20 protein-coding genes are annotated in these 20,981 nt (G+C 45.2%); 11 read left to right on the top strand and 9 right to left on the bottom strand.

Going from position 1 to position 20,981, the window contains the following annotated elements:
* Positions 1–22 precede the first annotated feature (22 nt).
* The 3 genes from kdsA to ybaK all read left to right on the top strand — a co-directional run bounded on the left by kdsA (position 23) and on the right by ybaK (position 3,457).
* A complete protein-coding gene (gene kdsA, locus AC55NX_RS00710; RefSeq protein ID WP_059121348.1) occupies positions 23–874 on the top strand; it encodes a 3-deoxy-8-phosphooctulonate synthase in 852 nt (283 codons plus the stop codon).
* Between the two features lie 290 nt (positions 875–1,164).
* Entirely contained in the window at positions 1,165–2,859 is a 1,695-nt protein-coding gene (gene ushA / locus AC55NX_RS00705; RefSeq protein WP_496994017.1) for a bifunctional UDP-sugar hydrolase/5'-nucleotidase UshA, read from the top strand.
* A gap of 109 nt (positions 2,860–2,968) precedes the next feature.
* Positions 2,969–3,457, top strand: a complete 489-nt coding sequence (gene ybaK / locus AC55NX_RS00700; protein ID WP_059121346.1) for a Cys-tRNA(Pro) deacylase — start codon at positions 2,969–2,971, stop codon at positions 3,455–3,457.
* A gap of 112 nt (positions 3,458–3,569) precedes the next feature.
* On the opposite strand, the gene AC55NX_RS00695 is transcribed toward ybaK, so the two are convergent.
* Positions 3,570–4,811: a uracil-xanthine permease family protein gene (locus AC55NX_RS00695; protein WP_496994016.1), complete on the bottom strand. Its 1,242-nt coding sequence runs from the start codon at positions 4,809–4,811 to the stop codon at positions 3,570–3,572.
* Between the two features lie 104 nt (positions 4,812–4,915).
* Between AC55NX_RS00695 and AC55NX_RS00690 the strand changes: the two genes are divergently transcribed.
* Positions 4,916–6,310: a DUF8605 domain-containing protein gene (locus tag AC55NX_RS00690; protein ID WP_496994015.1), complete on the top strand. Its 1,395-nt coding sequence runs from the start codon at positions 4,916–4,918 to the stop codon at positions 6,308–6,310.
* A gap of 29 nt (positions 6,311–6,339) precedes the next feature.
* Here the strand turns inward: AC55NX_RS00690 and wrbA are convergent, their stop codons facing one another.
* The 3 genes from wrbA to bepA are packed head-to-tail and all read right to left on the bottom strand — an operon-like array spanning position 6,340 to position 8,747.
* A complete protein-coding gene (gene wrbA, locus AC55NX_RS00685) occupies positions 6,340–6,924 on the bottom strand; it encodes an NAD(P)H:quinone oxidoreductase (protein ID WP_496994014.1) in 585 nt (194 codons plus the stop codon).
* Positions 6,921–7,271: an arsenate reductase (glutaredoxin) gene (gene arsC / locus AC55NX_RS00680; RefSeq protein WP_496994013.1), complete on the bottom strand. Its 351-nt coding sequence runs from the start codon at positions 7,269–7,271 to the stop codon at positions 6,921–6,923. Before arsC ends, wrbA begins: the two co-directional genes overlap by 4 nt.
* Positions 7,272–7,289: 18 nt before the next feature.
* A complete protein-coding gene (bepA, locus tag AC55NX_RS00675) occupies positions 7,290–8,747 on the bottom strand; it encodes a beta-barrel assembly-enhancing protease (protein WP_496994240.1) in 1,458 nt (485 codons plus the stop codon).
* 439 nt (positions 8,748–9,186) lie between these two features.
* Between bepA and AC55NX_RS00670 the strand changes: the two genes are divergently transcribed.
* The gene (locus tag AC55NX_RS00670) at positions 9,187–10,266 is read left to right on the top strand and encodes an AI-2E family transporter (protein ID WP_496994012.1); all 1,080 of its coding nucleotides are present in this window, start codon (positions 9,187–9,189) and stop codon (positions 10,264–10,266) included.
* A 126-nt stretch (positions 10,267–10,392) separates the two neighbouring features.
* A complete protein-coding gene (locus AC55NX_RS00665; RefSeq protein WP_496994011.1) occupies positions 10,393–12,264 on the top strand; it encodes a methyl-accepting chemotaxis protein in 1,872 nt (623 codons plus the stop codon).
* 63 nt (positions 12,265–12,327) lie between these two features.
* Here the strand turns inward: AC55NX_RS00665 and bcp are convergent, their stop codons facing one another.
* On the bottom strand, positions 12,328–12,789 hold the full coding sequence (gene bcp, locus AC55NX_RS00660) for a thioredoxin-dependent thiol peroxidase (protein WP_496994010.1): 462 nt from the start codon (positions 12,787–12,789) through the stop codon (positions 12,328–12,330).
* Between the two features lie 267 nt (positions 12,790–13,056).
* On the opposite strand from bcp, the gene dapA reads away from it, so the two are divergent.
* Both dapA and bamC read left to right on the top strand, forming a co-directional pair.
* Complete coding sequence (gene dapA, locus AC55NX_RS00655) at positions 13,057–13,935, top strand: 4-hydroxy-tetrahydrodipicolinate synthase (protein ID WP_496994009.1); 879 nt, start codon at positions 13,057–13,059, stop codon at positions 13,933–13,935.
* Between the two features lie 173 nt (positions 13,936–14,108).
* Complete coding sequence (gene bamC, locus AC55NX_RS00650; RefSeq protein WP_496994008.1) at positions 14,109–15,128, top strand: NlpB/DapX family lipoprotein; 1,020 nt, start codon at positions 14,109–14,111, stop codon at positions 15,126–15,128.
* A 26-nt stretch (positions 15,129–15,154) separates the two neighbouring features.
* On the opposite strand, the gene AC55NX_RS00645 is transcribed toward bamC, so the two are convergent.
* From AC55NX_RS00645 to AC55NX_RS00630, 4 genes are read right to left on the bottom strand one after another with little or no spacing between them, the layout of a single operon-like run.
* Positions 15,155–15,346, bottom strand: a complete 192-nt coding sequence (locus AC55NX_RS00645) for a DUF2897 family protein (RefSeq protein WP_059121325.1) — start codon at positions 15,344–15,346, stop codon at positions 15,155–15,157.
* Positions 15,347–15,348: 2 nt separating this feature from the next.
* The gene (locus tag AC55NX_RS00640; RefSeq protein WP_496994007.1) at positions 15,349–16,032 is read right to left on the bottom strand and encodes a M15 family metallopeptidase; all 684 of its coding nucleotides are present in this window, start codon (positions 16,030–16,032) and stop codon (positions 15,349–15,351) included.
* A 1-nt stretch (position 16,033) separates the two neighbouring features.
* Positions 16,034–17,170: a succinyl-diaminopimelate desuccinylase gene (gene dapE / locus AC55NX_RS00635; RefSeq protein ID WP_496994006.1), complete on the bottom strand. Its 1,137-nt coding sequence runs from the start codon at positions 17,168–17,170 to the stop codon at positions 16,034–16,036.
* A 14-nt stretch (positions 17,171–17,184) separates the two neighbouring features.
* Positions 17,185–17,532, bottom strand: coding sequence for an ArsC family reductase (locus AC55NX_RS00630; RefSeq protein ID WP_496994005.1), 348 nt, complete (start codon positions 17,530–17,532; stop codon positions 17,185–17,187).
* Between the two features lie 203 nt (positions 17,533–17,735).
* On the opposite strand from AC55NX_RS00630, the gene AC55NX_RS00625 reads away from it, so the two are divergent.
* The 3 genes from AC55NX_RS00625 (at position 17,736) to AC55NX_RS00615 (ending at position 20,947) form a co-directional block, all read left to right on the top strand.
* Positions 17,736–18,023 carry a winged helix-turn-helix domain-containing protein gene (locus AC55NX_RS00625; protein WP_038183694.1) on the top strand — a complete coding sequence of 96 codons (288 nt, stop codon included), beginning with the start codon at positions 17,736–17,738 and terminating at the stop codon, positions 18,021–18,023.
* Between the two features lie 440 nt (positions 18,024–18,463).
* On the top strand, positions 18,464–20,389 hold the full coding sequence (locus AC55NX_RS00620) for an FTR1 family iron permease (RefSeq protein ID WP_496994004.1): 1,926 nt from the start codon (positions 18,464–18,466) through the stop codon (positions 20,387–20,389).
* Between the two features lie 39 nt (positions 20,390–20,428).
* Positions 20,429–20,947 carry an iron transporter gene (locus AC55NX_RS00615; protein ID WP_496994003.1) on the top strand — a complete coding sequence of 173 codons (519 nt, stop codon included), beginning with the start codon at positions 20,429–20,431 and terminating at the stop codon, positions 20,945–20,947.
* Positions 20,948–20,981: the final 34 nt, after the last annotated feature.

The following is a 20,981-nucleotide window of genomic DNA, read 5'->3' as shown; positions in this document are numbered from 1 at the left end:
TTGGGTTTATAGAGAGAATACGATGGAACAGAAAGTTGTAAAAGTTGGTGATATTGAGGTTGCCAATGACCGCCCGTTTACTTTGTTTGCCGGTATGAATGTCTTGGAATCCCGTGATCTTGCGATGCAAGTTTGCGAGCATTATGTCAAAGTGACGGAAAAGTTAGGGATTCCTTACGTATTCAAGGCCTCATTTGATAAGGCGAACCGTAGTTCTGTTCATTCATATCGTGGTCCCGGTCTTGATGAAGGGATGAAAATCTTTCAGGAACTGAAACAGACTTTCGGTGTGAAAATTATTACGGATATTCATACGGAAGCACAGGCACAGCCGGTCGCGGATGTGGTTGATGTGATTCAGTTACCGGCATTTCTTGCCCGTCAGACTGATTTGGTGGAAGCGATGGCAAAAACCGGGGCGGTGATTAATGTCAAGAAGCCACAGTTTATGAGTCCGGGGCAGGTCGGAAACATCGTCGAAAAATTTGCCGAGTGTGGCAATGACCAGATCATTCTTTGTGAACGCGGTTCCTGCCATGGTTATGACAACCTTGTTGTCGATATGCTGGGTTTCGGTGTGATGAAAAAAGTCTCTCATGGCAGCCCGATTATTTTTGATGTGACTCACTCACTGCAAATGCGTGATCCGACTGGTGCTGCTTCCGGTGGTCGTCGTGAGCAGACTGTAGAACTGGCAAAAGCCGGTTTGGCAACCGGGATTGCCGGACTGTTTATCGAAGCACATCCGAACCCGGCACAGGCGAAATGTGATGGCCCTTCAGCATTGCCTTTGAATAAACTGGAGCCGTTTTTGGCACAAATGAAAGCGCTGGATGACTTGATCAAGAGTTTTGCGGATATAGATATTCAGTAAACTGTTTCACCAATGAGACAGAATGCATCAAAACCATCGTATTGTGCGATGGTTTTTTTATGTCTGCCGGGTTCCTGAATACAGGCCTGACCTTCAGGTAATCTGGTGCGAGCTCTCGTGAACGACTATCTGACGTGCGATCACATCATCAAATATTTGTGACCTTAAGTTCATAATTTTATAGTATTGTTAGTCGGTTAATGTATAGGGTTAACTTATATTCAGGTCTCTTGAGGTGGCTTGAATAGCAACGGACAATCATGTCAGGGACCAAGATTGGCAGGAATATTATGCGATTATCACTTATTTCAACGCAATGGTTTTCAAATCAGTGGCGTTACTCGAAAACCGTTCTCACCGCGTTGCTACTGGTGTTTTTATGGGGATGTACCACAACCCCTGAAAAACAGTGGCATCCGGATCAAACTTACCATCTGACGGTACTTCACACCAATGATCATCATGGGCGGTTCTGGAAGAACAAATATGATGAATATGGCATGTCTGCCCGCAAAACGCTGGTTGATCACATTCGTCAGGAAGTCGCCGCTGAAGGCGGGAGCGTACTGCTATTTTCTGGCGGGGATATCAACACAGGTGTACCGGAATCAGATTTGCAGGATGCCGAACCGGATTTTAAAGGGATGAATATCATCGGATACGATGCAATGGCGGTGGGGAACCACGAATTTGATAATCCATTGACTGTGTTATTCAAACAGCGCCAATGGGCGAATTTCCCGATGCTCTCGGCTAATATCTATGACAAAACCACCGGCAAACGACTGTTCCGCCCGTACAAAATTTTTGATGAGCAGGGGATTCGTATCGCGGTGATTGGTTTGACTACAGAAGATACTGCGAAAATCGGTAATCCGGAATATATCGGCAATGTTGAATTCAGAGACCCGAAGGTTGAAGCGAAGAAATTGATTGCGGAACTGAAAAAAACAGAACAGCCGGATTTGATTTTTGCTGTGACGCATATGGGGCATTACGTCAACGGTCAACACGGTATTAATGCACCGGGCGACGTGGCTCTCGCTCGTTATCTGGAGCCGGGATCACTGGATATGATAGTTGGTGGTCATTCTCAGGAGCCGGTTTGTATGGAAGCACCGAACGTTGCGGATACGCATTTTCAACCGGGGGATGATTGTCAGCCGGATATGCAGAACGGAACGTATATTGTTCAGGCTCATGAGTGGGGCAAATATGTGGGGCGGGCAGACTATGAGTTCCGCAATGGGCAGTTGAAGATGATCAGTTATCAACTGATACCGGTCAATCTCAAGAAAACAGTGACGCTCAAAGGCAAAAAGCAGCGCGTATTGGTCGATGAACAGATACCGGAAGATCCTGCGTTACTGAAGTTTTTGACACCTTATGAAGAGAAAGGCAAGGCTAAATTAGAGCAAAAAATTGCGACGGTAAAAGGACGTCTGGAAGGTGACAGAAATGTGGTGCGTTTCCGGCAAACCAATCTGGGACGTTTAATTGCAATGGCACATAAGGATAAAGTTAAGGCTGACTTTGCTGTGATGAATTCCGGTGGGGTTCGGGATTCAATTGAATCAGGGGATGTCACGTATAAAGATGTCCTGAAAGTGCAGCCTTTTGCCAATATTCTCACCTATGTCGATATGTCAGGAGCTGAAGTGATCGAATACCTAAATCAGGTGGCGACAAAACCAGTTGATTCGGGTGCCTACGCACAGTTTGCCGGTCTTTCCATGACGGTCAGTGCTGCCGGAGTTTCTGACGTAAAAATTGGTGGAAAACCGATTCAGATGACACAAACCTATCGGTTTACTATTCCAAGTTTTAATGCTGCCGGTGGTGATGGTTATCCAAAACTCACGGAGCATGCTGGCTTTGTGAATACTGGATTTGTTGATGCTGATGTTTTAAAAGAGTATTTACAGGCTCATAGCCCTGTTGATGCTTCTCTATATCAACCTCAAGGTGAAATTACCTATCAATAAAAAGCATTTGACTCGGACTCCCGAGTGATTTTTACTTGAGGCGGCAAAATTGCCGCCTTTTTCATTGCAGAAGGTGGTTCATTGCTTGATTGATAAAAAGGACTGACGTATGACTCCTGCGATTCGTTTGGCAAAAAAAAAGAAAATTTCTCATACTATCCATCAGTATGAACATGACCCGAATCATACCAGCTTCGGGCTGGAAGCGGCTGAAGTGCTCGGGCAGGATCCGAAGAAGGTATTTAAAACATTACTGTTCGCGCTGAACGGAGAACCTAAAGCGCTGGCCGTCGCGATTATTCCGGTTGATCAAAAGCTGAATTTAAAACTGGCGGCAAAAGCGGCCGGAGTAAAAAAAGCGGAAATGGCCAATCCTGACATTGCACAGAAAATTACCGGTTATGTGGTCGGTGGCATTAGTCCTCTCGGACAGAAGAAAATGTTGCCGACATTTATTCACGCCAGCGCTGAGAACCAAGAAACAATTTGCGTCAGTGCGGGCAAGAGAGGTCTGGAAATTGAATTAGCCCCCCGGGATCTGGCGGCACTGACACGGGCAACATTTTTACCATTATGTTTAGACAGTGAATGTGTTTAGGTTGTGAATCGGATTGGGCCGGAACATCAATAAACTCCAAACATTTTCACAGCAGATAAAAAAATCCCGGGAATGTCAAACTCCCAGGATTTTTTATCAATGGTGCAGTGGATTAGTCTTCAATCTGAGCATTGTCAACGACATGGTTTTCGCCCAAATCGTCTGGCAAGATTAGATTTAATAAGATAGCGACGACACCACAGAGACTAATTCCCTGCAAGCTGAATTCACCGATACCGAAGGCCATACCACCAATGCCAAATACCAAAGTCACCGCAACAATCACCAGGTTTCTCGATTTGTGCAGATCAACATGATTCTTGATCAGGGTATTCAAACCGACCGAAGCAATTGAGCCGAATAACAAAATCATAATCCCGCCCATCACCGGCACAGGGATGGTTTGGAGTAAGGCTCCGAGTTTGCCGACCAGTGCTAAAATAATGGCAGTCACAGCCGCCCAAGTCATAATCACCGGATTGAATGCTTTGGTGAGCATGACCGCGCCAGTGACTTCACTATAAGTGGTATTCGGTGGCGCCCCAACCATTGCTGCTGCGATGGTTGCAATGCCGTCTCCGGCAATCGTGCGGTGCAGGCCCGGTTTTTTCAGGTAATTTTTTCCAGTAACATTTGAGATAGAAAGAATATCTCCCACATGTTCGACGGCCGGTGCTATAGCAACCGGGATCATAAATAGAATGGCATTTATGTTAAATTCAGGCATGGTGAAGTGAGGAAGCGAAAGCCAAGCTGCATTCTCAACCGCTTCAAAACTAACCACATCAAAAATCAGGCTCAGTGTATAACCGGCAATAATGCCACCGAAAATCGGCAGCAGTTTAAATATTCCGCGAGCAAAGACACTGATGAGAATTGTCGTAAACAAAGAAATACATGAAATCCAGAGTGCAACCTGCCCTTCGATTAACTGGACGGAACCGTCACCGGTTTTTCCCAGAGCCATATTGACGGCTGTCGGAGCGAGACCTAGGCCAATCACCATAATGATCGGGCCGATAACAACCGGTGGCAGAAGTTTATGGATAAAATCAGCGCCATTAATTTTGATTAATCCGCCTAGCACGACATAGACGGCTCCGGCAGCAATCAGGCCACCCATTGTGGCAGGGATACCCCATGCTTGAACGCCGTAGAGGATGGGTGCAATGAAAGCGAAAGAAGAGGCGAGGAAAATAGGGACGGAGCGGCGGGTGACAATTTGAAAAAGAAGGGTTCCGACACCGGCGCCAAAGAGAGCGACGTTTGGATCGAGTCCCGTTAGCAGCGGAACCAGTACCAGCGCGCCAAATGCAACAAAGAGCATCTGCACGCCTAATATGGCATTTTTCATGTTTTTTCCCTGATTAAGACAAATTTTGAGGATTCTATCACTTATTGAAACGTTTGCCATGCTTCAAGGAAGCTATTTTTTGTAAGGGGGGAGATCAGGAATATTTGTCATTGTGGCAGGGTTTTCTTGCCGGGAAACCAATAGTTGCTTATGATCGGGGCACGATTGTTGATGTATTTTGGATTACTATGCGAAATTTCGCTTGTCTGATTTTGTTATGCCTGACTTTTTCCGGTTATGCGGCAACTCAGGTCAATATTTATCGCTCGGAAGTTGAGCTTGATCAGGAACAAGGTGAAGATCAAGCTCGAATTCAGGGCATGGAGAATGTGATTATTCGGGCGACCGGGGAGCAAGATGCTGTCGATAATCCAGTGATTAAGAAAGCACTGTCTCAGAATCGTCTTTATCTGTCTCAGATTAGCTATGGTCAGAAAGATGACCAGAAGATAGTCAAAATGCAGTTTAGTGCCAAGCAGATACGGACACTGCTGACTCAGGCTCAACTCCCTTTTTGGCCGGTAAAACGGGCGACGATTCTAGTCTGGTACGTTGAAGATCAGAACTTCCAGCGCAATATCGCATGGGAAAATGTCGCGAATGCTAATGTTCAGCAATTGAAACAACTGGCTGAAAAACGGGGATTGCCTCTTATCGTCCCAGTCGGTGATTTTGACGATATTACCAGTATTGAAGCATCGGATATCTGGGGGGAGTTTCTTCAGCCGATTCGCGATGCGAGTGAGCGTTATCATCCTGATGCAATTTTGATTATTCGGGCTCAGTCAGACACGCTTAACTGGAAGCTCTACGATCAAACACCAGAAAAGTTGTTAGATATTTCTGTGCCACCAATGGGCGGGAGCCTGAGTGGTAATGATGAACTCGCACAGTTGGTTGATGAATTGACGCAGTACTATGCCAAGAAAAATCGCGTAATTGTTGCCGGACAATCGTCTCATTCCATGATTCTCAATGTGAAACATTTAAGCCGCGCTGTCCACTTTTTCAAACTGGAACAAGCGCTCAATCAGTTAAGTTCTGTGGCAAGTGTCGACACCATTCAAATTCAAGGGGATGAGGTGACATTCCGGGTTCATTTGTTAACCACTCAAGAAGCGTTTGAACAGGAGCTTGCCTCACTCAATTTGATTGAACGACTGCCTGAAGCTGATGAGGCTGCAGATTTAGAAGAGCAACCCGTTGAGCATATGCAAGCAGAGCAATCCACGTCATCCGAAGAGACAACCGTTGACGGAACACCGACCGACCAACCGTTGTCCGAAGAGCATTCGCCTAAGGATGCGACAGAAAAGAAGTCCGTGAATGATGTTGATTCTCAGGCGATGACCAGTCCGCCAGCAGAGACTGGTCAATCTACATTGCTATATCAGTGGCGTGAGCCCCCGGTTTCTGAGCGATCAAACGACGATGATTCTCAAACCGGCGCTTCACAAGATAATTTGCCCCAGAGTCAGGACTCCCAAGATACGCCATAACAAAATAAGGGCCATATTCAGGCCCTTTTTTATGGATTCTGAGCGGGAGGATTGAGCCTCATTGACAGTGAGGCAAGGCGTTGACCAAGTCGTTGCGCCAGTGTTTTTTCATCTGCGCTCAATTGACCGGATACCGTGGCAAGGTGACTGGCACCGTACGGTGTGCCTCCGCTTTGAGTCGTATGCAGTGCCGGTTCACTGTAGGGGATGCCGACAATGAGCATTCCATGATGAAGTAAGGGCAATTGCATACTTTGCAATGTCGATTCCTGACCACCGTGTAACGATGAAGACGACGTAAAGACACATGCTGGCTTATCTATCAGCGCACCACTGATCCATAGTGGTGTGGTTGCGTCCCAAAAGTGCTTGAGTGGCGCTGCCATATTACCGAACCAGACCGGACTTCCCATTGCCAAACCATCACAATCTTTTAATTCATCACATGTCAGATAAGGATCCGATGGCGGTTCTGCTGAAGGTGGAATGTCCGGGACGGTTCTCAGTAATGCTTCACAGCCAGCAATCGCGTTGATACCTCGTGCGATTTGTCTCGCCAGAGTCAGAGTAGAACCGTGGCGGCTGTAATAGAGCACAATAATCCGATGGCTCATAGAATATCGAGTATCTGCTCGGGAGGGCGACCGTGACGGGCTTTGCCATTGGCAACGACGATCGGGCGTTCGATGAGTTTCGGGTGTTCGGCCATTGCTTGAAACAAATCATCGTCACTGAGTGATTCGCGGGCTAAATCTAATTCTTTATAAATACTTTCTTTGGTTCTCATCATATCCCTGACACTGTGAACACCGAGTTGTGAGTAGAGCGTTTTTAGGAGCGACGGCGTGAGCTCGGTTTCCAGATATTTGATCACCTGAGGCTGGATCCCTTTACTTTCCAAAAGGGCAAGTGTTTCTCTGCTTTTTGAGCATTTGGGGTTGTGATAAATGACGACTGACATAGTGACTCCTTCAACTGATTATTTTTGTAAAGCGAGGAATTGTTCCCGCTGAGTGATGAGCTGGTCGATTCTTGCATCGTAGCGGGCTTGTTCTAAACTGCCTAACTTGGCGAGCTGGCTGGCACGGGTATAATACTGGATCGCCTGATCCCAGTCTGCTTTCAGCGCAAATAGTTCAGCGCGTGCTGCATATTCTTCTTGTTGATTTCCTATATGATTATTGGCTTGTGAGAGTAGAGACCAGCCATTCGAATCATCTGGGTGATTGTGGGTATAGCGTTGCAGCGTCTGTACAGCATGCTGATATTGCTTGGCCGCCATTAAAGCATTGGCATAGTTAATCATCAGGACTGAATTATGAGGTGACTGTTTCAGCGCCTGTGCGAGTAATTGAATAGCTTGCTTGGGTTTATCTTGCCCAATATAGATATCGGATGCCGCATCAAGGTAGAAATTATTTTGCGGATCTGCTTTGAGCAGACGTTCCAGAATAGGCGCTGCTTTATCGTACTGTTTATTGTCTAGATAGACCAGTGCGGTGCCGTAATCACAGGCTGCTTGAATAATCGGGTCGTTCTTTTTCCGTTGGCGTTGTAACCAGTCCAGTGCCGCTTTGTCGTCGATATCCGCATAGCGCACGACAACTCTGGCCCGGGCTAATTGATAGTCTTTGGTGTAAGGGAGATTCACATGCTTGTAGTGTTGCGCTCTGGCCCGGCTATCGGTGATCCGGCTATCCGGTAATGGGTGAGTCAGCAGCATTGCCGGCGGGTGGCTGGAGTATTGATACTCTTCAGATAATTTGCCAAAAAATCGTGGCATTGCGTAGGGATCAAATCCCGATTTTGCCAATGTTTCAATGCCAAAACGATCCGCTTCTTTTTCATTCGCCCGAGTATAGTTGATCTGACTCTGAACGGAGCCTGCAGTTGTCGCTGTGACTGCCGCGATACCCGCTTCAGGGGCAGCAATTGCTAACAGGAGCGATCCCGCAAGTGCCGCGATGGTTGCCGGAGAGCGTTTTGCTTCTGCCTCCATGCTTCTGGCGAGATGGCGTTGGGTAATATGGGCAATTTCATGAGCCATGACAGATGCGAGCTCACTTTCTGTCCGGGTGTGTAAAAATAACCCTGAATGCAGCGCAACGTGACCGCCGAAGAAGGCAAACGCATTGATTTCTCGATTGCGGATCAAAAAGAAAGTAAATGGTGTTTTCACATCATTGGCATGTGAAACCAAGCGGTGTCCCAGTGTATTAATATATTCATTTAATACCGGGTCATTGATAATTGGTTGTTTGCTACGGAGGATACGCATGTAAGCGTCGCCATATTGTTCTTCCTGATCAATACTCAGTGTTGCGCCAGCGACCGTGCCGATATCAGGAAGGTCATTGGTATCAGCTGATACAGATGCAGACAACAACATCGATACAGACAGGCATGAACAGAGTAAACTTCGGATGGGTAGACTCATCATATTAATACTATTTTTCCTTTGCAGTCCTGACTATAAGACCTTTTCTTCCGTTATTGGTTTCCCCGACTTACCGACATAGGCAGCAGACTGATTTTTGCGATCTGTTTTCCTATTTTACGGTATCATTAACGGTGGCATACGTTGTAAAACACTATACAATAACAGTCCTGTAGTAAGCATCAAGTGAAAGCATGAAACGCTATTTCCCCCCGATTAACACACATAGTGCGGCCTTATCTTCTTTGTTTTATGGGGTAATATCAATGCCAGAAAACAATATTTCAGAGATGAGGCAGGCTTTCTCATGCCTGACAATATCTGTAAAAAAACAGCTTAGAATATTTTCAGACCACATCGGTCTGTGTGCATATATCCACGGAATGTAAGTAATTCGATGATTACGCTCAACTTAAAGTGATAAAAGGACGTCAATTACATGTTCGATATGTTGAATCGGTGGTACAAACGGCGCTTTTCTGACCCTCATGCCGTTAGTCTTTTTGCGATGTTACTCTTCGGGTTTCTGATTATTTATTTTATGGGGCATTTAATTGCTCCGCTTCTGGTTGCAATTGTTTTGGCTTATCTACTGGAGTGGCCAATCATTCAAATGGTCCGGTTGGGTATACCAAGAACATTGTGTGTGATTCTGGTCATTGCTGTGTTCGTCAGTTTGATGTTGGTTGCCGTATTCGTGTTGATTCCAACGATTTGGAATCAAGTCGGCAATCTGATTAATGATATTCCGGGTATGTATAGTCAGTTACAACATCTGATCAATACTGTGCCTGAGAAATACCCAGAGTTGGCTGATCTGGCGATTGTTGAACCGATGATGGACAACATTAAGAATCAGGCTCTGCATTTTGGTGAAAGTGTTGTCAAAGGGTCGCTGGCTTCTCTGGTGAGTATTGCTACATTGGCAGTGTACCTGATATTGGTCCCGTTGCTGATTTTCTTTCTCCTGAAAGATAAAGGAGAGATGCTCAAAACGGCCAGTAATATCATGCCCAGAAACCGGAAACTGGTGACCAAAGTCTGGCTCGAAATGAATGAACAAATTTCAAACTATATCCGTGGTAAAGTGTTGGAAATACTGATTGTCGGGGGGGTGAGTTACATTGCGTTCGCTATTCTGGATTTACGATATTCAGTGCTACTTGCTGTGGCTGTCGGTTTTTCTGTTCTTATCCCCTATATCGGTGCGGCAGCCGTGACGATTCCGGTTGCGATTGTCGGTGTTTTTCAATGGGGATTTACGCCACCGTTTTATTGGCTCTTAGTCGTCTACGGCATTATTCAAACGCTTGACGGTAATGTGCTTGTCCCCGTTCTGTTTTCTGAGGCAGTTAATCTTCATCCGGTTGCCATTATTGTTGCTGTGCTGGTTTTTGGCGGAATGTGGGGATTCTGGGGCGTATTTTTTGCCATCCCTCTGGCGACTTTAGTAAAAGCAGTTTGGCATGCTTTACCCGCTGGTGAGGTTGATGATGAACCTTCGCAAACTGCATCATAAAATTCGGCATTTACACAGATAATCATTCATAATGGAAGAGATTATTTTCTTGTATGTTTAATATTTGTTTTCACATTTGTCGCGTTGATAAGTGTGGTTTTTATTGTGGTGTCAGAGAGGTTTGCTATGAGGTTTAGCCAAAAGATAGTAGCAGCGTCATCGCTACTTTTGATCGTGACGATCTTGTTGTTGTCCTTGCAACAATTAAGAACGGTTAAAAGTAGTTTTGAGTCCTTGGTTTACAGTAGTTTGCAAGAGTTAGTCTCAGGTGTGAAGAACAGTATCACGACTGATATGCAAGCGAAAGAAGGGATGGCTCATTCGATGACTGAAATTATTCAATTGGATCCCAACAATCGGGATTATGTCAAGAATGTGTTAGAAACACCCACGCTCAAATCAAATTTTGTGGCTGTCGGGCTAGGGTATACAGATGATGGTGCAGTGATCGAAAATGATGATAACTGGGAGCCAACATCGGATTATGATCCGAGGAAACGACCTTGGTACATTGATGTTAAAAACCAAGGGAAAATGATCGTCACCGAACCTTATATAGACTTTACGTCGAAGAAAATCATTATCTCTATCGCGACACCTGTTTATAAAAATGGTCAGTGGGTCGGAGGGATGTATTATGATCTGGATCTCTCGGGCCTCTCGAACGTCGTGAACTCTGTGAACCTTTTTGATGCCGGCCACCTGTTTATCGTGACGGAGAAAGGGGAAACGATTGCACACCCCAATCGGGAATATAATGGTAAGAAATTTACCGAGTATCTACCCGGTGCTCAGCTGAAACCCGGTATGCAGCGTGTGGATATTGACGGTAAAAACTACCTGATTAACTTCACCGAGGTGCCGAGTGAACATTGGTATGTCGGTGCTGTGATTGATGAATCTATCGCCTTTAGTACACTTTCTTCATTAAGAAATAGCTCTATCCTATATACGCTGGCTGGTGTGATTATCAGCTTGATCTTGCTATCCCTGCTTATTAAACGGTTGATTCGTCCACTCGGTATTCTCAATACCGCGATTGATGATATTGCTTCCGGTGAGGGTGATTTAACCAAACGACTGGAAACGAATTTGGATCATGAATTTGCGACATTAGCGATTGGTTTCAACCAGTTTACCGAAAAGCTGCAGCATCAAATCAGTCAGTCGAAAGAAATTAGCCGTGATATTCTGGACGGTATCAAAATCATTGCAAATCATTCGAGTCACTCAGCCGAAGGAATGCAATCTCAAATGTTGGAAGTGGATCAGCTTGCAACAGCGATGAATGAGATGGCAGCGACAGCGTCTGAAGTTGCTCATAACGCGCAAAATGCAGCGACAGCAGCAAAAGAAGCGGATGATGCGTCGAATGAAGGGGCTGAGGTCGTGAGTTATACCACTCAGTCCATCAATGAACTTTCTGCAAGAATTGATCAAGCGGTTGAAGAAGTCACACAATTAGAGTCGGCGACTGCGAATATCGAAACGATTCTGGAAGTGATTAATGAGATTGCGGATCAAACCAATCTGTTGGCATTGAATGCTGCGATTGAGGCGGCCAGAGCCGGAGAATCCGGACGTGGTTTTGCTGTTGTTGCTGACGAAGTCCGGACTTTGGCACAGAGAACGCAGAAATCAACAACTGAGATTCGTACCATGATTGAGCAATTGCAATCCGGTGCGTCTTCTGTGTCTGCTGCGATGGGAGAGAGCAAAGGTAAAGCGGCTGAAGCCGTTGAGAAATCTCATGTGGCTAATCAGGCATTACAGCGCATCAGTCAAGCGATTCAGCAGATTAGTGATATGAATATTCAAATCGCTTCGGCAGCGGAAGAGCAAAGTCTGGTTGCTGAAGAAATCAACAATAACATGGTGAAAATTAAAGATATCAGTAGTGAAGTTGCAGACTCTGCCAAAGGGGCAAGCCATGCAACGCAGCAACAGGTTGATAAAGTCCATCAGCAAGAAAAACTGTTGAATCAATTTATCGTTTGATTTGTGATTAAACGATTCAGAGAAAAAAATGCCAGCCGTCAGGCTGGCATTTTTATAAGGGGTTCAGGCCAGATAGTCCAATATGACCTGATGATGATCTTTGGTTTTGAACTTATCAAAGACGTGCTCGATGACACCCTCTTCATTGATGAGAAAACTGATACGGTGCAAACCATCGTAGACTTTGCCCATGAACTTTTTCTCTCCCCAGACCCCAAAGGCTTCTGCAAGCTGGTGATCTTCATCCGAGAGTAGTGTGAAGTTCAGGTTATCTCTTTCGATGAATTTTCCTAAACGCTTGACCGGATCGGTACTCACTCCCAGCACAACAATATTTTTATTATCAAGTTCTGCTTTGATATCGCGTAGCCCTTGTGCCTGAACGGTACACCCCGGAGTCATGGCTTTCGGATAAAAATACAGCAGCACTTTCTTGCCTTTGAAATCAGTCAAACTCACAGGGTTGCCATCTTGATCCGGAAGTGAAAAGTGCGGTGAAGGTGTACCTGCTTGTAGTGGATTCATGATATTTCCTTTTGTCAGCTTATTTTATATGTATTCATCACTATTGTCGGGATCTTATACCCTGAGAGTCATAGAGACTCAAGTCAGACTGTCAGAAAACAGAGATTCGAATCCGGCGGGTAAATATTCCCCACAACTTCAAGAAACTACATCGATAAATCATTTGGATAGATTCTCTTGTTTTACTCAAATAAGAGAACTTATTCACTTGTGTTTCTCAGTATCCTTACAGTACCATGCAATGAGATTCAACTTATGGAGAAAGACATGTTTTCTGGAAGTATAGTCGCACTAATTACCCCTTTTGATAGCGATGGAGAAGTAGACTACGGAAGTCTAAAAAAATTGGTCGATTTTCATGTAGATGCAGGAACCGATGCGATTGTATCCGTTGGCACCACTGGAGAATCTGCAACACTGACTATTGAAGAGCATGTCAAAGTTGTATCTAAAACGGTTGAGTATGCAGAGGGGCGTATTCCTGTCATTGCCGGAACCGGAGCCAATGCAACACACGAGTCTCTGACATTTAGCCGCTTACTGTGTAATACCGGCATTTCTGGCTTTTTGAGTGTCACGCCTTATTACAATAAACCAACGCAACAAGGGTTGTTTCTGCATTATAAAGCGATTGCAGAAGAGACTGATATTCCCGTTATTTTGTATAATGTACCGGGCCGTACAGCGGTTGATATGCAGCCGGAGACGGTCGCACGCTTAGCTGAAGTGAAGAACATTGTCGGGATTAAAGATGCGACTGGTGATTTGAGCCGGGTTGCGAAACACCGTGAACTTTGCGGAGAAGACTTTGTCTTACTGAGTGGAGATGATTCGACCGGGCTGGAATTTATCAAATTGGGTGGTCATGGAGTGATTTCCGTGACCAACAATATTGCTGCAGCAGCAATGGCACAAATGGTTCATTTTGCCTTAGACGGGCAGTTTGATGCCGCAGAAGCATTGAATGAAAAGCTAATGGCTTTGCATAAAAACCTGTTTATTGAGTCGAGCCCGATCCCGGTGAAGTGGGCAGCCCATAAAATGGGATTGATTGATGGCGGTTTGTTACGTTTACCCATGACAGAATTATCAGAGCCCTATCAACCGATTGTGTTACAAGCGTTGGCTGATGCCGGATTGTTATAGGTTATAGGTTATAGGTTATAGGTTATAGGTTATAGGTTATAGGTTTTTGGTTTGGCGAAAACTTTTGGTGTGCATTTTTGAGGTTTGATTGCTGTTTCAGAATGATGGGATGGCAATCGTTGTACGAGAATAGTTGTACGAAGCCGAGCTTTGGTTTTCGTGTAGGAGTATGAATGAAATTTTTCAATCAGCTAGTTTGTAGTTCACTGGCTGTATTTATGATGTCTGGATGTTCTGATAGTGCGTTGACACGACAAACTGCAGAAGGCGACTTTGATTATTTAAACGCAAAATTATCCACGGCTTGGAAAATGCCTCAGGATGCTGAATTACAGCTCTACCACAATTACGATATTCCGGATGGAAAATATCAGGGCGGATTGGGTGAGCAAGTTGATATTCGTCCACCTCAGTCTGTGTTAGCGCTGATTCCGGGTGTCCGGATCGACAATAGTGAGAATGAGGTGACTTTTTGGACGGTGCAGCCGCAACTTGCTGATCAAATCTGGCAGGTTATTTCACAGTATTTAGAGCAGCATCAAGTCGTACGTTCGCAAACTCGTCCGTCTTTGATTGATACCGCTTGGATATCATGGTCAGCAGAAGATGAAGTTGTACCAGTGAAAGCGAGATATCGCTATACCCGTATACAGCAAGGAAAACAGTACGGTATAAAGGTGTCGTTGTTGGACATGCAGCAGGATGGTTCGGCAGAAAAAGCGATTTACAGTCAGAATCGTTATATCGTGACAATGGCCAATGCGATTATGATGCAATATGATCGTCAGGTACAGGAAGAAGCAGCGAGAAAATCTCGTCAGATGGCTCAACAGATTGTTGTCACCATGGGATCTGATCGTAGTGGTTTATCGATTGTAATTGCCAGAACACCATACGACAATATGTGGCAACGTTTGTCTGATTCTCTGGTGAAAATTGGTTTTCATGTCGAAGATCGCAACCGCTCCCAAGGCACGATAAAAGTTAAATTCAGTCAACCGGATAATGAAGTCTGGCAAGCACTTGGTGTTGCACCTATCTCTTTTGATAACGGCACATATACATTATTGCTGGGGGACTTAGGGAACCGGACGTCTATCAATATCACAGGCAAAAATGACAAACCTGTGGCTGAAGAGAAACTCAAAGAGTTTTCTACTGCGTTATCAGCATTGTTTCACGAATCACACTAGACGGTGATTTGTATAAAAAGGGATGATTATTCATCCCTTTTTTTGATCTCTTGTTGATGCTTTTTGTCTAATTCAATCAATCGATCCAGATCATTTCCCTGTTTCTTTTTCAGCTTATCGAGGTTTTTGGGCGTCAGATATTTGAGCGCGGCAATATTCCCAATAATGATGCTGATAACGACTGTAATGATGAACCAAGGTGAAGTCAGGAAATCCATATCTATGCACCGCTCTGCTCTACATTGATGACAAATTGAGTGTAGATAGTATGGAGCATTTTGTGAATCGTGTCTTTGCCTGCGATCGGTTCGTCAGCTAATGCCTGAAAAATAATCTCAGGGGATATCTGATCCAGACATTGTGTTGCAACACGGTGATGACTGATATGCCAAGGTTCGATCGAAACGCCACCCCGATCCCGTTGATACGGCAGGAAAAAGCCGAACCGGGAGAGATTTTGTGCTAACCATGTCGAAAATTGAGCCTGATGACCGGATTGATATTCCCATGGTTCCAGACGCAGCGATTCATTGGCTGGCAACGCATTTTTGTCATACACATCAAAGTCTGTGCCCCAATGGTGCCGGCTGGCTCCGGGAAGGGCTGACCAGCGTAAAATTGCCAGAACTTTTTCTCGCTCTGGCAGGTGTAAAGCATCGAGCGGACGACTTTGTGAATCGAGCAGCGGGCGTTCTCCTGAGAATTTAAGATTCCAGATCGAAAGCTGCTTGTGGAAATCACGAAATCCGCTGGCAATCTGTAAATGAAACCCTGCTTGGTGAGCCGCCTGTTTCAACGCAAAAAAATCATGAGCGACCGCCTGATGGATCAAGAAGGTCTTGGTGTCGACAAGACATGCTTGCAGATGTTGCTCACTTTTTCCGGTTAATTGCTCAGGCGTCATATTATCGGGCCAGTAAGTTGTTCAATATGTGTTGATACATATCGGTCAGTTTCTCAAGGTCAGGAATACTGACACACTCATTGACTTTGTGAATCGTTGCATTGACCGGGCCGAGTTCAACCACCTGAGCTCCCATCTGGGCGATAAAACGCCCGTCGGATGTCCCGCCGGTTGTGAGTAGTGCCGGTTCTTTATGGTTAATCTGGCTAACAGACTTCGTGACGGCTTCGACAAGGCTACCGGCATCGGTTAAAAACGGTTTGCCATTTAAGGTCCATTTCAGGTCATAATCCAGACCGTGCGCATCAAATGTGGCATGAACGCGACGCTGAATCTCTTCTGCCGTCAGCTCTGTACTGTAACGGAAGTTAAATTGGACATGGAATTCGCCCGGAATCACATTTGATGCCCCTGTGCCAGCTTGCATATTCGGAATTTGGAAGCTAGTCGGCGGGAAAAATGCATTCCCTTCATCCCATGGAATCGCTGCGAGTTCGGTCAAGGCTGGTAGCGCCTGGTGGACTGGATTATTGGCCAGATGAGGATAGGCAACATGCCCTTGAATACCTTTGACGACTAAGTCACCGGTCAGCGAACCTCGACGACCATTTTTGACCACATCTCCGACAGCGTGGGTGCTGGAGGGTTCACCAACAATACACATATCAATGATTTCATCCCGTGCCATCAATGTATCGACAACTCGGGTTGTCCCGTTAATAAACGGGCCTTCCTCATCTGAGGTAATCAGAAATGCAATAGAACCTTGATGGTCAGGATGTGCTTCAATAAACCGCTCAACCGCAACAATCATACAGGCGAGTGACCCTTTCATGTCGGCGGCGCCCCGTCCGTATAAATGGTCATTGATGACGGTCGGCTCAAACGGTGGGGTATGCCATAATTCGGCTTTGCCGGCAGGCACAACATCCGTATGCCCGGCAAAGGCAAATAGTGGTGCTTGCGTTCCGCGTCGGGCCCAGAAGTTGGTGGTATCTTCAAAAACCATGATTTCCACTTCAAAGCCCAGTGCTTTGAGTCTTCCTATCATTAAGTCTTGGCATCCTGCGTCTTCCGGTGTAACCGAACGACGACAAATTAATTCTTTAGCAAGGGCGAGTACCGGACTATCGCTCATCCATTTGTTCCTTTCTATGCAAATATCTCAGTGTATTGTTCAGGAGAAAAACCAAGGTGGAAAGTGTTGCCTACCACCAAAACCGGGCGTTTAATCATTGCCGGATATTCAACCAATAGGGGAATAACGGTTGCACTGTTTAAGCTGTCTTTTTGTGCTTGTGTCAGTTGTCTATAGGTCGTTCCACGTTTATTGACAACTTTGTCCCACCCTAAATGCTGACAAAATGCTTCAACGAGTTCGGTGTCAATACCGTTTTTACGGAAATCGTGAAAACGATATTCGACATTTTCGGCATCTAACCACCGACGTGCTTTTTTGATTGTATCGCAGTTGGGGATGCCATAAAGGGTAATGGTCATATGATTCCTCAAATTAGAGAAGGCTGTGAGCGCATCGTAGCAGGAAGTGAGTGTGCTGACAAAGTAGCGATTCACCATAGGCTTGATGGATATTGGTGAATTTTATTCATCGAGTGACAGATAAAAATGAAGTTATTGATCGAACGCAACACTCTTTGTGTGAAAACCGAAATAATGGATTGATACGTGAATAGGAGGTGTCAATGGAATTGAGTCCTGTTTTTGCAAGAAGGCTTTATTTAGCCTACTTGGTTGAAAATTTAGACAGGCCAAATGTCCCCAGATTAATTGAACATACCGGGTGGCCTCGTCGCACAATTCAGGATGTGTTGAAAGCATTACCGGCTATAGGCATTCAACTCATGTTTATCCAAGACGGGAGACGACACAATGACGGGTACTATCGGTTATCCGATTGGGGACCATTTGATAGTCAATGGATTGTCGAACGTCAGGATGATATCGCCGCCAGTCTGGGTAAATCCCTTTAGTGCGAGAAAACGAGTGTTGTTTAATCGCGCTTTACTGTATGAAAATCAAAATAATAAATGATTGTTTATGGCTCGTCTGATTCATCCTTTCAAAGGCAGCGGAGCCATGCACAAATTGATATTCTTGGCAGAATTGGCTGACGGTTATCCTTGGTCGTGGGGCAATAATACGAAAGCCTAAAAGCCAGAATGTTCTGGCTTTTGTTCTTTGTGAGCTGTATCCATTGTTCGAACAGGTTAGAGTACTGTTTTGAAATATGTTTCAGTTTCAGATCGCGACCAAAATGAATAGCGGTAATTGTTCATCTAAGATTATGTTTTTTCGCTAAACATTCATTTTTTAAATATGAAATTCCAAATGTAACAAAACTTTTCCGTTGCTAATGATAATTATTTTCGTTAGTATTTTTGTTTGTGATTTATCTCGCAGGATGTTTGTCATGGTAAAGCTGATAAAGCTTTTCATTATTACTACGATTTTTACTTTTAATTACTCTGTTGCTGCTGTACTGGATTATCAGGCTGCTGCTGATGATATCAATGCTCGTCTGGATAAAACGGTACAACTTTATGCCTCTGGTGATGCCGTGCAAGCGAAGCACACGGTGCAAATGGCATATTTTGAAGTATTTGAAGGTTTGGAAGGCCCAATCCGAATTAATTATTCCCGGCAATATGCGTATCAGCTGGAGGCTAAATTTGGTGAAATTCGGAAGATGATTGGCAATCAGGCGTCGCTCGATGACGTGAAGGAAAACGTAGACTGGCTCAAAACCCAAATCGCATCCGTTCCCTCAATTCTAGAATCCGGAACACAGTTAGTTGCTGAAACTGCAGACATTCATCAGGCATCGATTCTACCTTACTGGCGGGAGCAAGTGCTGACTATTGAACGTTTGGTCAATCAAGGGCTGGCCAGTTATCGCACGTCAGCTCAGGCTGAGACAGAACAGGCACAACAGCTAAAGCGGGAAACGGCGATAAAGCTGATACGGCAGGCACAATTTGATGCTTATAAAAACTCTGATCTGGAAACTGCAATTCGTCTGAATCGTTCCGGTGTAAAAGCAGTGCAATATAATGACATGTTCAAAGCCATGATTGATTTGGCTGACAAACCATACGCGATGCAAAATTTAGTCGCGTTTGGTTATCAAGTTGCCACGCTGACACAAGGGCTGAAAGATGAGCTTCCCGGGTTGCCTGCGACTCGTGATGATCAGCAACAGACTCAGGAAGAGGATAGTTCAGTTGCGAAGCAAGACTGGCAATCTGTGATTACCGGCATTGATGCTGCCATTGCTCAGGCAATTGACATCTACCAACAAGGTCAGGTTGCTGATGCGATGATGGCCGTTCAGGATACATATTTTGATCGCTTTGAATCGACAGGGATGGAAAATGCGGTTGGTGCCCGGGATAGTGCGCTTAAATCTGAACTGGAAGGCTACTTCACCCGTCTTGTGAGTCTGATGAAAGCCCGCTCTGAACTGGCTGATATTCAGTTGCAACAACAGGCATTGAGTCGTGCGCTGGATCAAGGTGCCAGTATATTGGGAGGCCATAGTCAGGGCATTTGGGCAATGTTTATCGCCAGCCTCACCATCATTCTCCGTGAAGGTTTGGAAGCGCTGCTGATTGTCGCTGCAATTACCGCTTATCTGGTGAAGAACGAACACACCGACAAACTCTATATCATTAAGAATTCCGTGGTAGTCGGCGTGGTATTGAGTTTGATCACCGCGGCACTGTTCCAGTGGTTGTTTACCAATGCCGGTGCCAGTCGCGAAATGCTGGAAGGTATCACCATGCTAATTGCAGTGGTGGTGCTGTTCATGATGAGTTATTGGCTGTTGTCCAAAGTGGAAGCAACCCATTGGAAACAGTATCTCGAAAATAAATTATCCCGCTCACTGACTGCCGGCTCCATTGCTGGTCTGTGGTTTGCCAGCTTTCTGGCTGTCTACCGTGAAGGTGCAGAAACAGTGCTTTTCTATTATGCACTGGGTGCTGACGGTTCATCAGACTCATTGATCGGGATCTTTGGCGGCCTCGGTGTCGGAATTGTGATTCTCACCATTATCTTTTTCTTGATGCGCTATAGCGTGGTGAAGCTACCACTCAAACCTTTCTTTATCTTTACCGGTGGATTTATGTACCTGATGGCGTTTGTGTTTGCCGGTAAAGGTGTATTAGAGCTCATCGAAGCGAAAGTATTTAACCCGACACTCATAGATGCAGTTCCGCAAATCAGTTTGTTGGGGGTTTATCCTTATGTTGAAACATTAATTCCTCAACTCGCGCTTGTTGCAGCTGCGATTCTGGCATTGATCGTGATTCAGCATCAGGGTAGACAAACCGAGTAACTCAATCTGTGATAACTTTTTATTGAAGGAATAATTTTCATGACGAATAAGCTTTTAATCCCAGTTGCGATTTCAGCAATGACATTTGGCTCTGCAGCGATTGCGGGTGAACACCCGGCAGGTGATACCGTTGAAATGAACGGTATGGAACTGGCTGCTGTTTATCTGGAACCAGTGACGATGGAACCTCAAGGTATGATGATGGCTGCTTCTCAGGCTGATGTTCACCTTGAAGCTGATATCCATGCATTGAAAGGCAATAAAAATGGCTTTGCGGCCGGTGAATGGATTCCATATCTGACAATTAGTTATAAAATGAAGAACCTGGATACAGGTAAAACGCAACAGGGCACTTTCATGCCAATGATTGCATCAGACGGTCCACATTATGGTTCAAACGTGAAAATGCTTGGTGTCGGTAATTATGAGCTTTCTTTCCATATTGAACCACCATCGAAAGGTGGTTTGCTGCGTCACACCGATGAGGCAACAGGTGTTGGTCGTTGGTACAAACCTTTCGATGTGACTTACAAATTTAAATATGTCGGTCTAAATTAAACCTCCCCCAAGTTAGGGACTCATAAAAAGGTGG

Source organism: Vibrio rubrogenes (assembly GCF_059641415.1).
Note: the sequence above shows the minus strand (reverse complement) of the source record. Positions and strands in the feature narration are given on the sequence as shown.

Bases quoted from the DNA above. Each gene is read 5' to 3' on its own strand.
- bamC (WP_496994008.1), top strand. From the start codon at position 14,109: ATGAAATTTTTCAATCAGCTAGTTTGTAGTTCACTGGCTGTATTTATG.
- AC55NX_RS00665 (WP_496994011.1), top strand. From the start codon at position 10,393: ATGAGGTTTAGCCAAAAGATAGTAGCAGCGTCATCGCTACTTTTGATC.
- AC55NX_RS00670 (WP_496994012.1), top strand. From the start codon at position 9,187: ATGTTCGATATGTTGAATCGGTGGTACAAACGGCGCTTTTCTGACCCT.
- AC55NX_RS00640 (WP_496994007.1), bottom strand. From the start codon at position 16,032: ATGACGCCTGAGCAATTAACCGGAAAAAGTGAGCAACATCTGCAAGCA.
- bcp (WP_496994010.1), bottom strand. From the start codon at position 12,789: ATGAATCCACTACAAGCAGGTACACCTTCACCGCACTTTTCACTTCCG.
- wrbA (WP_496994014.1), bottom strand. From the start codon at position 6,924: ATGAGCCATCGGATTATTGTGCTCTATTACAGCCGCCACGGTTCTACT.
- AC55NX_RS00630 (WP_496994005.1), bottom strand. From the start codon at position 17,532: ATGACCATTACCCTTTATGGCATCCCCAACTGCGATACAATCAAAAAA.
- AC55NX_RS00615 (WP_496994003.1), top strand. From the start codon at position 20,429: ATGACGAATAAGCTTTTAATCCCAGTTGCGATTTCAGCAATGACATTT.
- kdsA (WP_059121348.1), top strand. From the start codon at position 23: ATGGAACAGAAAGTTGTAAAAGTTGGTGATATTGAGGTTGCCAATGAC.
- AC55NX_RS00695 (WP_496994016.1), bottom strand. From the start codon at position 4,811: ATGAAAAATGCCATATTAGGCGTGCAGATGCTCTTTGTTGCATTTGGC.
- dapE (WP_496994006.1), bottom strand. From the start codon at position 17,170: ATGAGCGATAGTCCGGTACTCGCCCTTGCTAAAGAATTAATTTGTCGT.
- AC55NX_RS00620 (WP_496994004.1), top strand. From the start codon at position 18,464: ATGGTAAAGCTGATAAAGCTTTTCATTATTACTACGATTTTTACTTTT.
- ushA (WP_496994017.1), top strand. From the start codon at position 1,165: ATGCGATTATCACTTATTTCAACGCAATGGTTTTCAAATCAGTGGCGT.
- AC55NX_RS00645 (WP_059121325.1), bottom strand. From the start codon at position 15,346: ATGGATTTCCTGACTTCACCTTGGTTCATCATTACAGTCGTTATCAGC.
- bepA (WP_496994240.1), bottom strand. From the start codon at position 8,747: ATGAGTCTACCCATCCGAAGTTTACTCTGTTCATGCCTGTCTGTATCG.
- ybaK (WP_059121346.1), top strand. From the start codon at position 2,969: ATGACTCCTGCGATTCGTTTGGCAAAAAAAAAGAAAATTTCTCATACT.
- arsC (WP_496994013.1), bottom strand. From the start codon at position 7,271: ATGTCAGTCGTCATTTATCACAACCCCAAATGCTCAAAAAGCAGAGAA.
- dapA (WP_496994009.1), top strand. From the start codon at position 13,057: ATGTTTTCTGGAAGTATAGTCGCACTAATTACCCCTTTTGATAGCGAT.
- AC55NX_RS00625 (WP_038183694.1), top strand. From the start codon at position 17,736: ATGGAATTGAGTCCTGTTTTTGCAAGAAGGCTTTATTTAGCCTACTTG.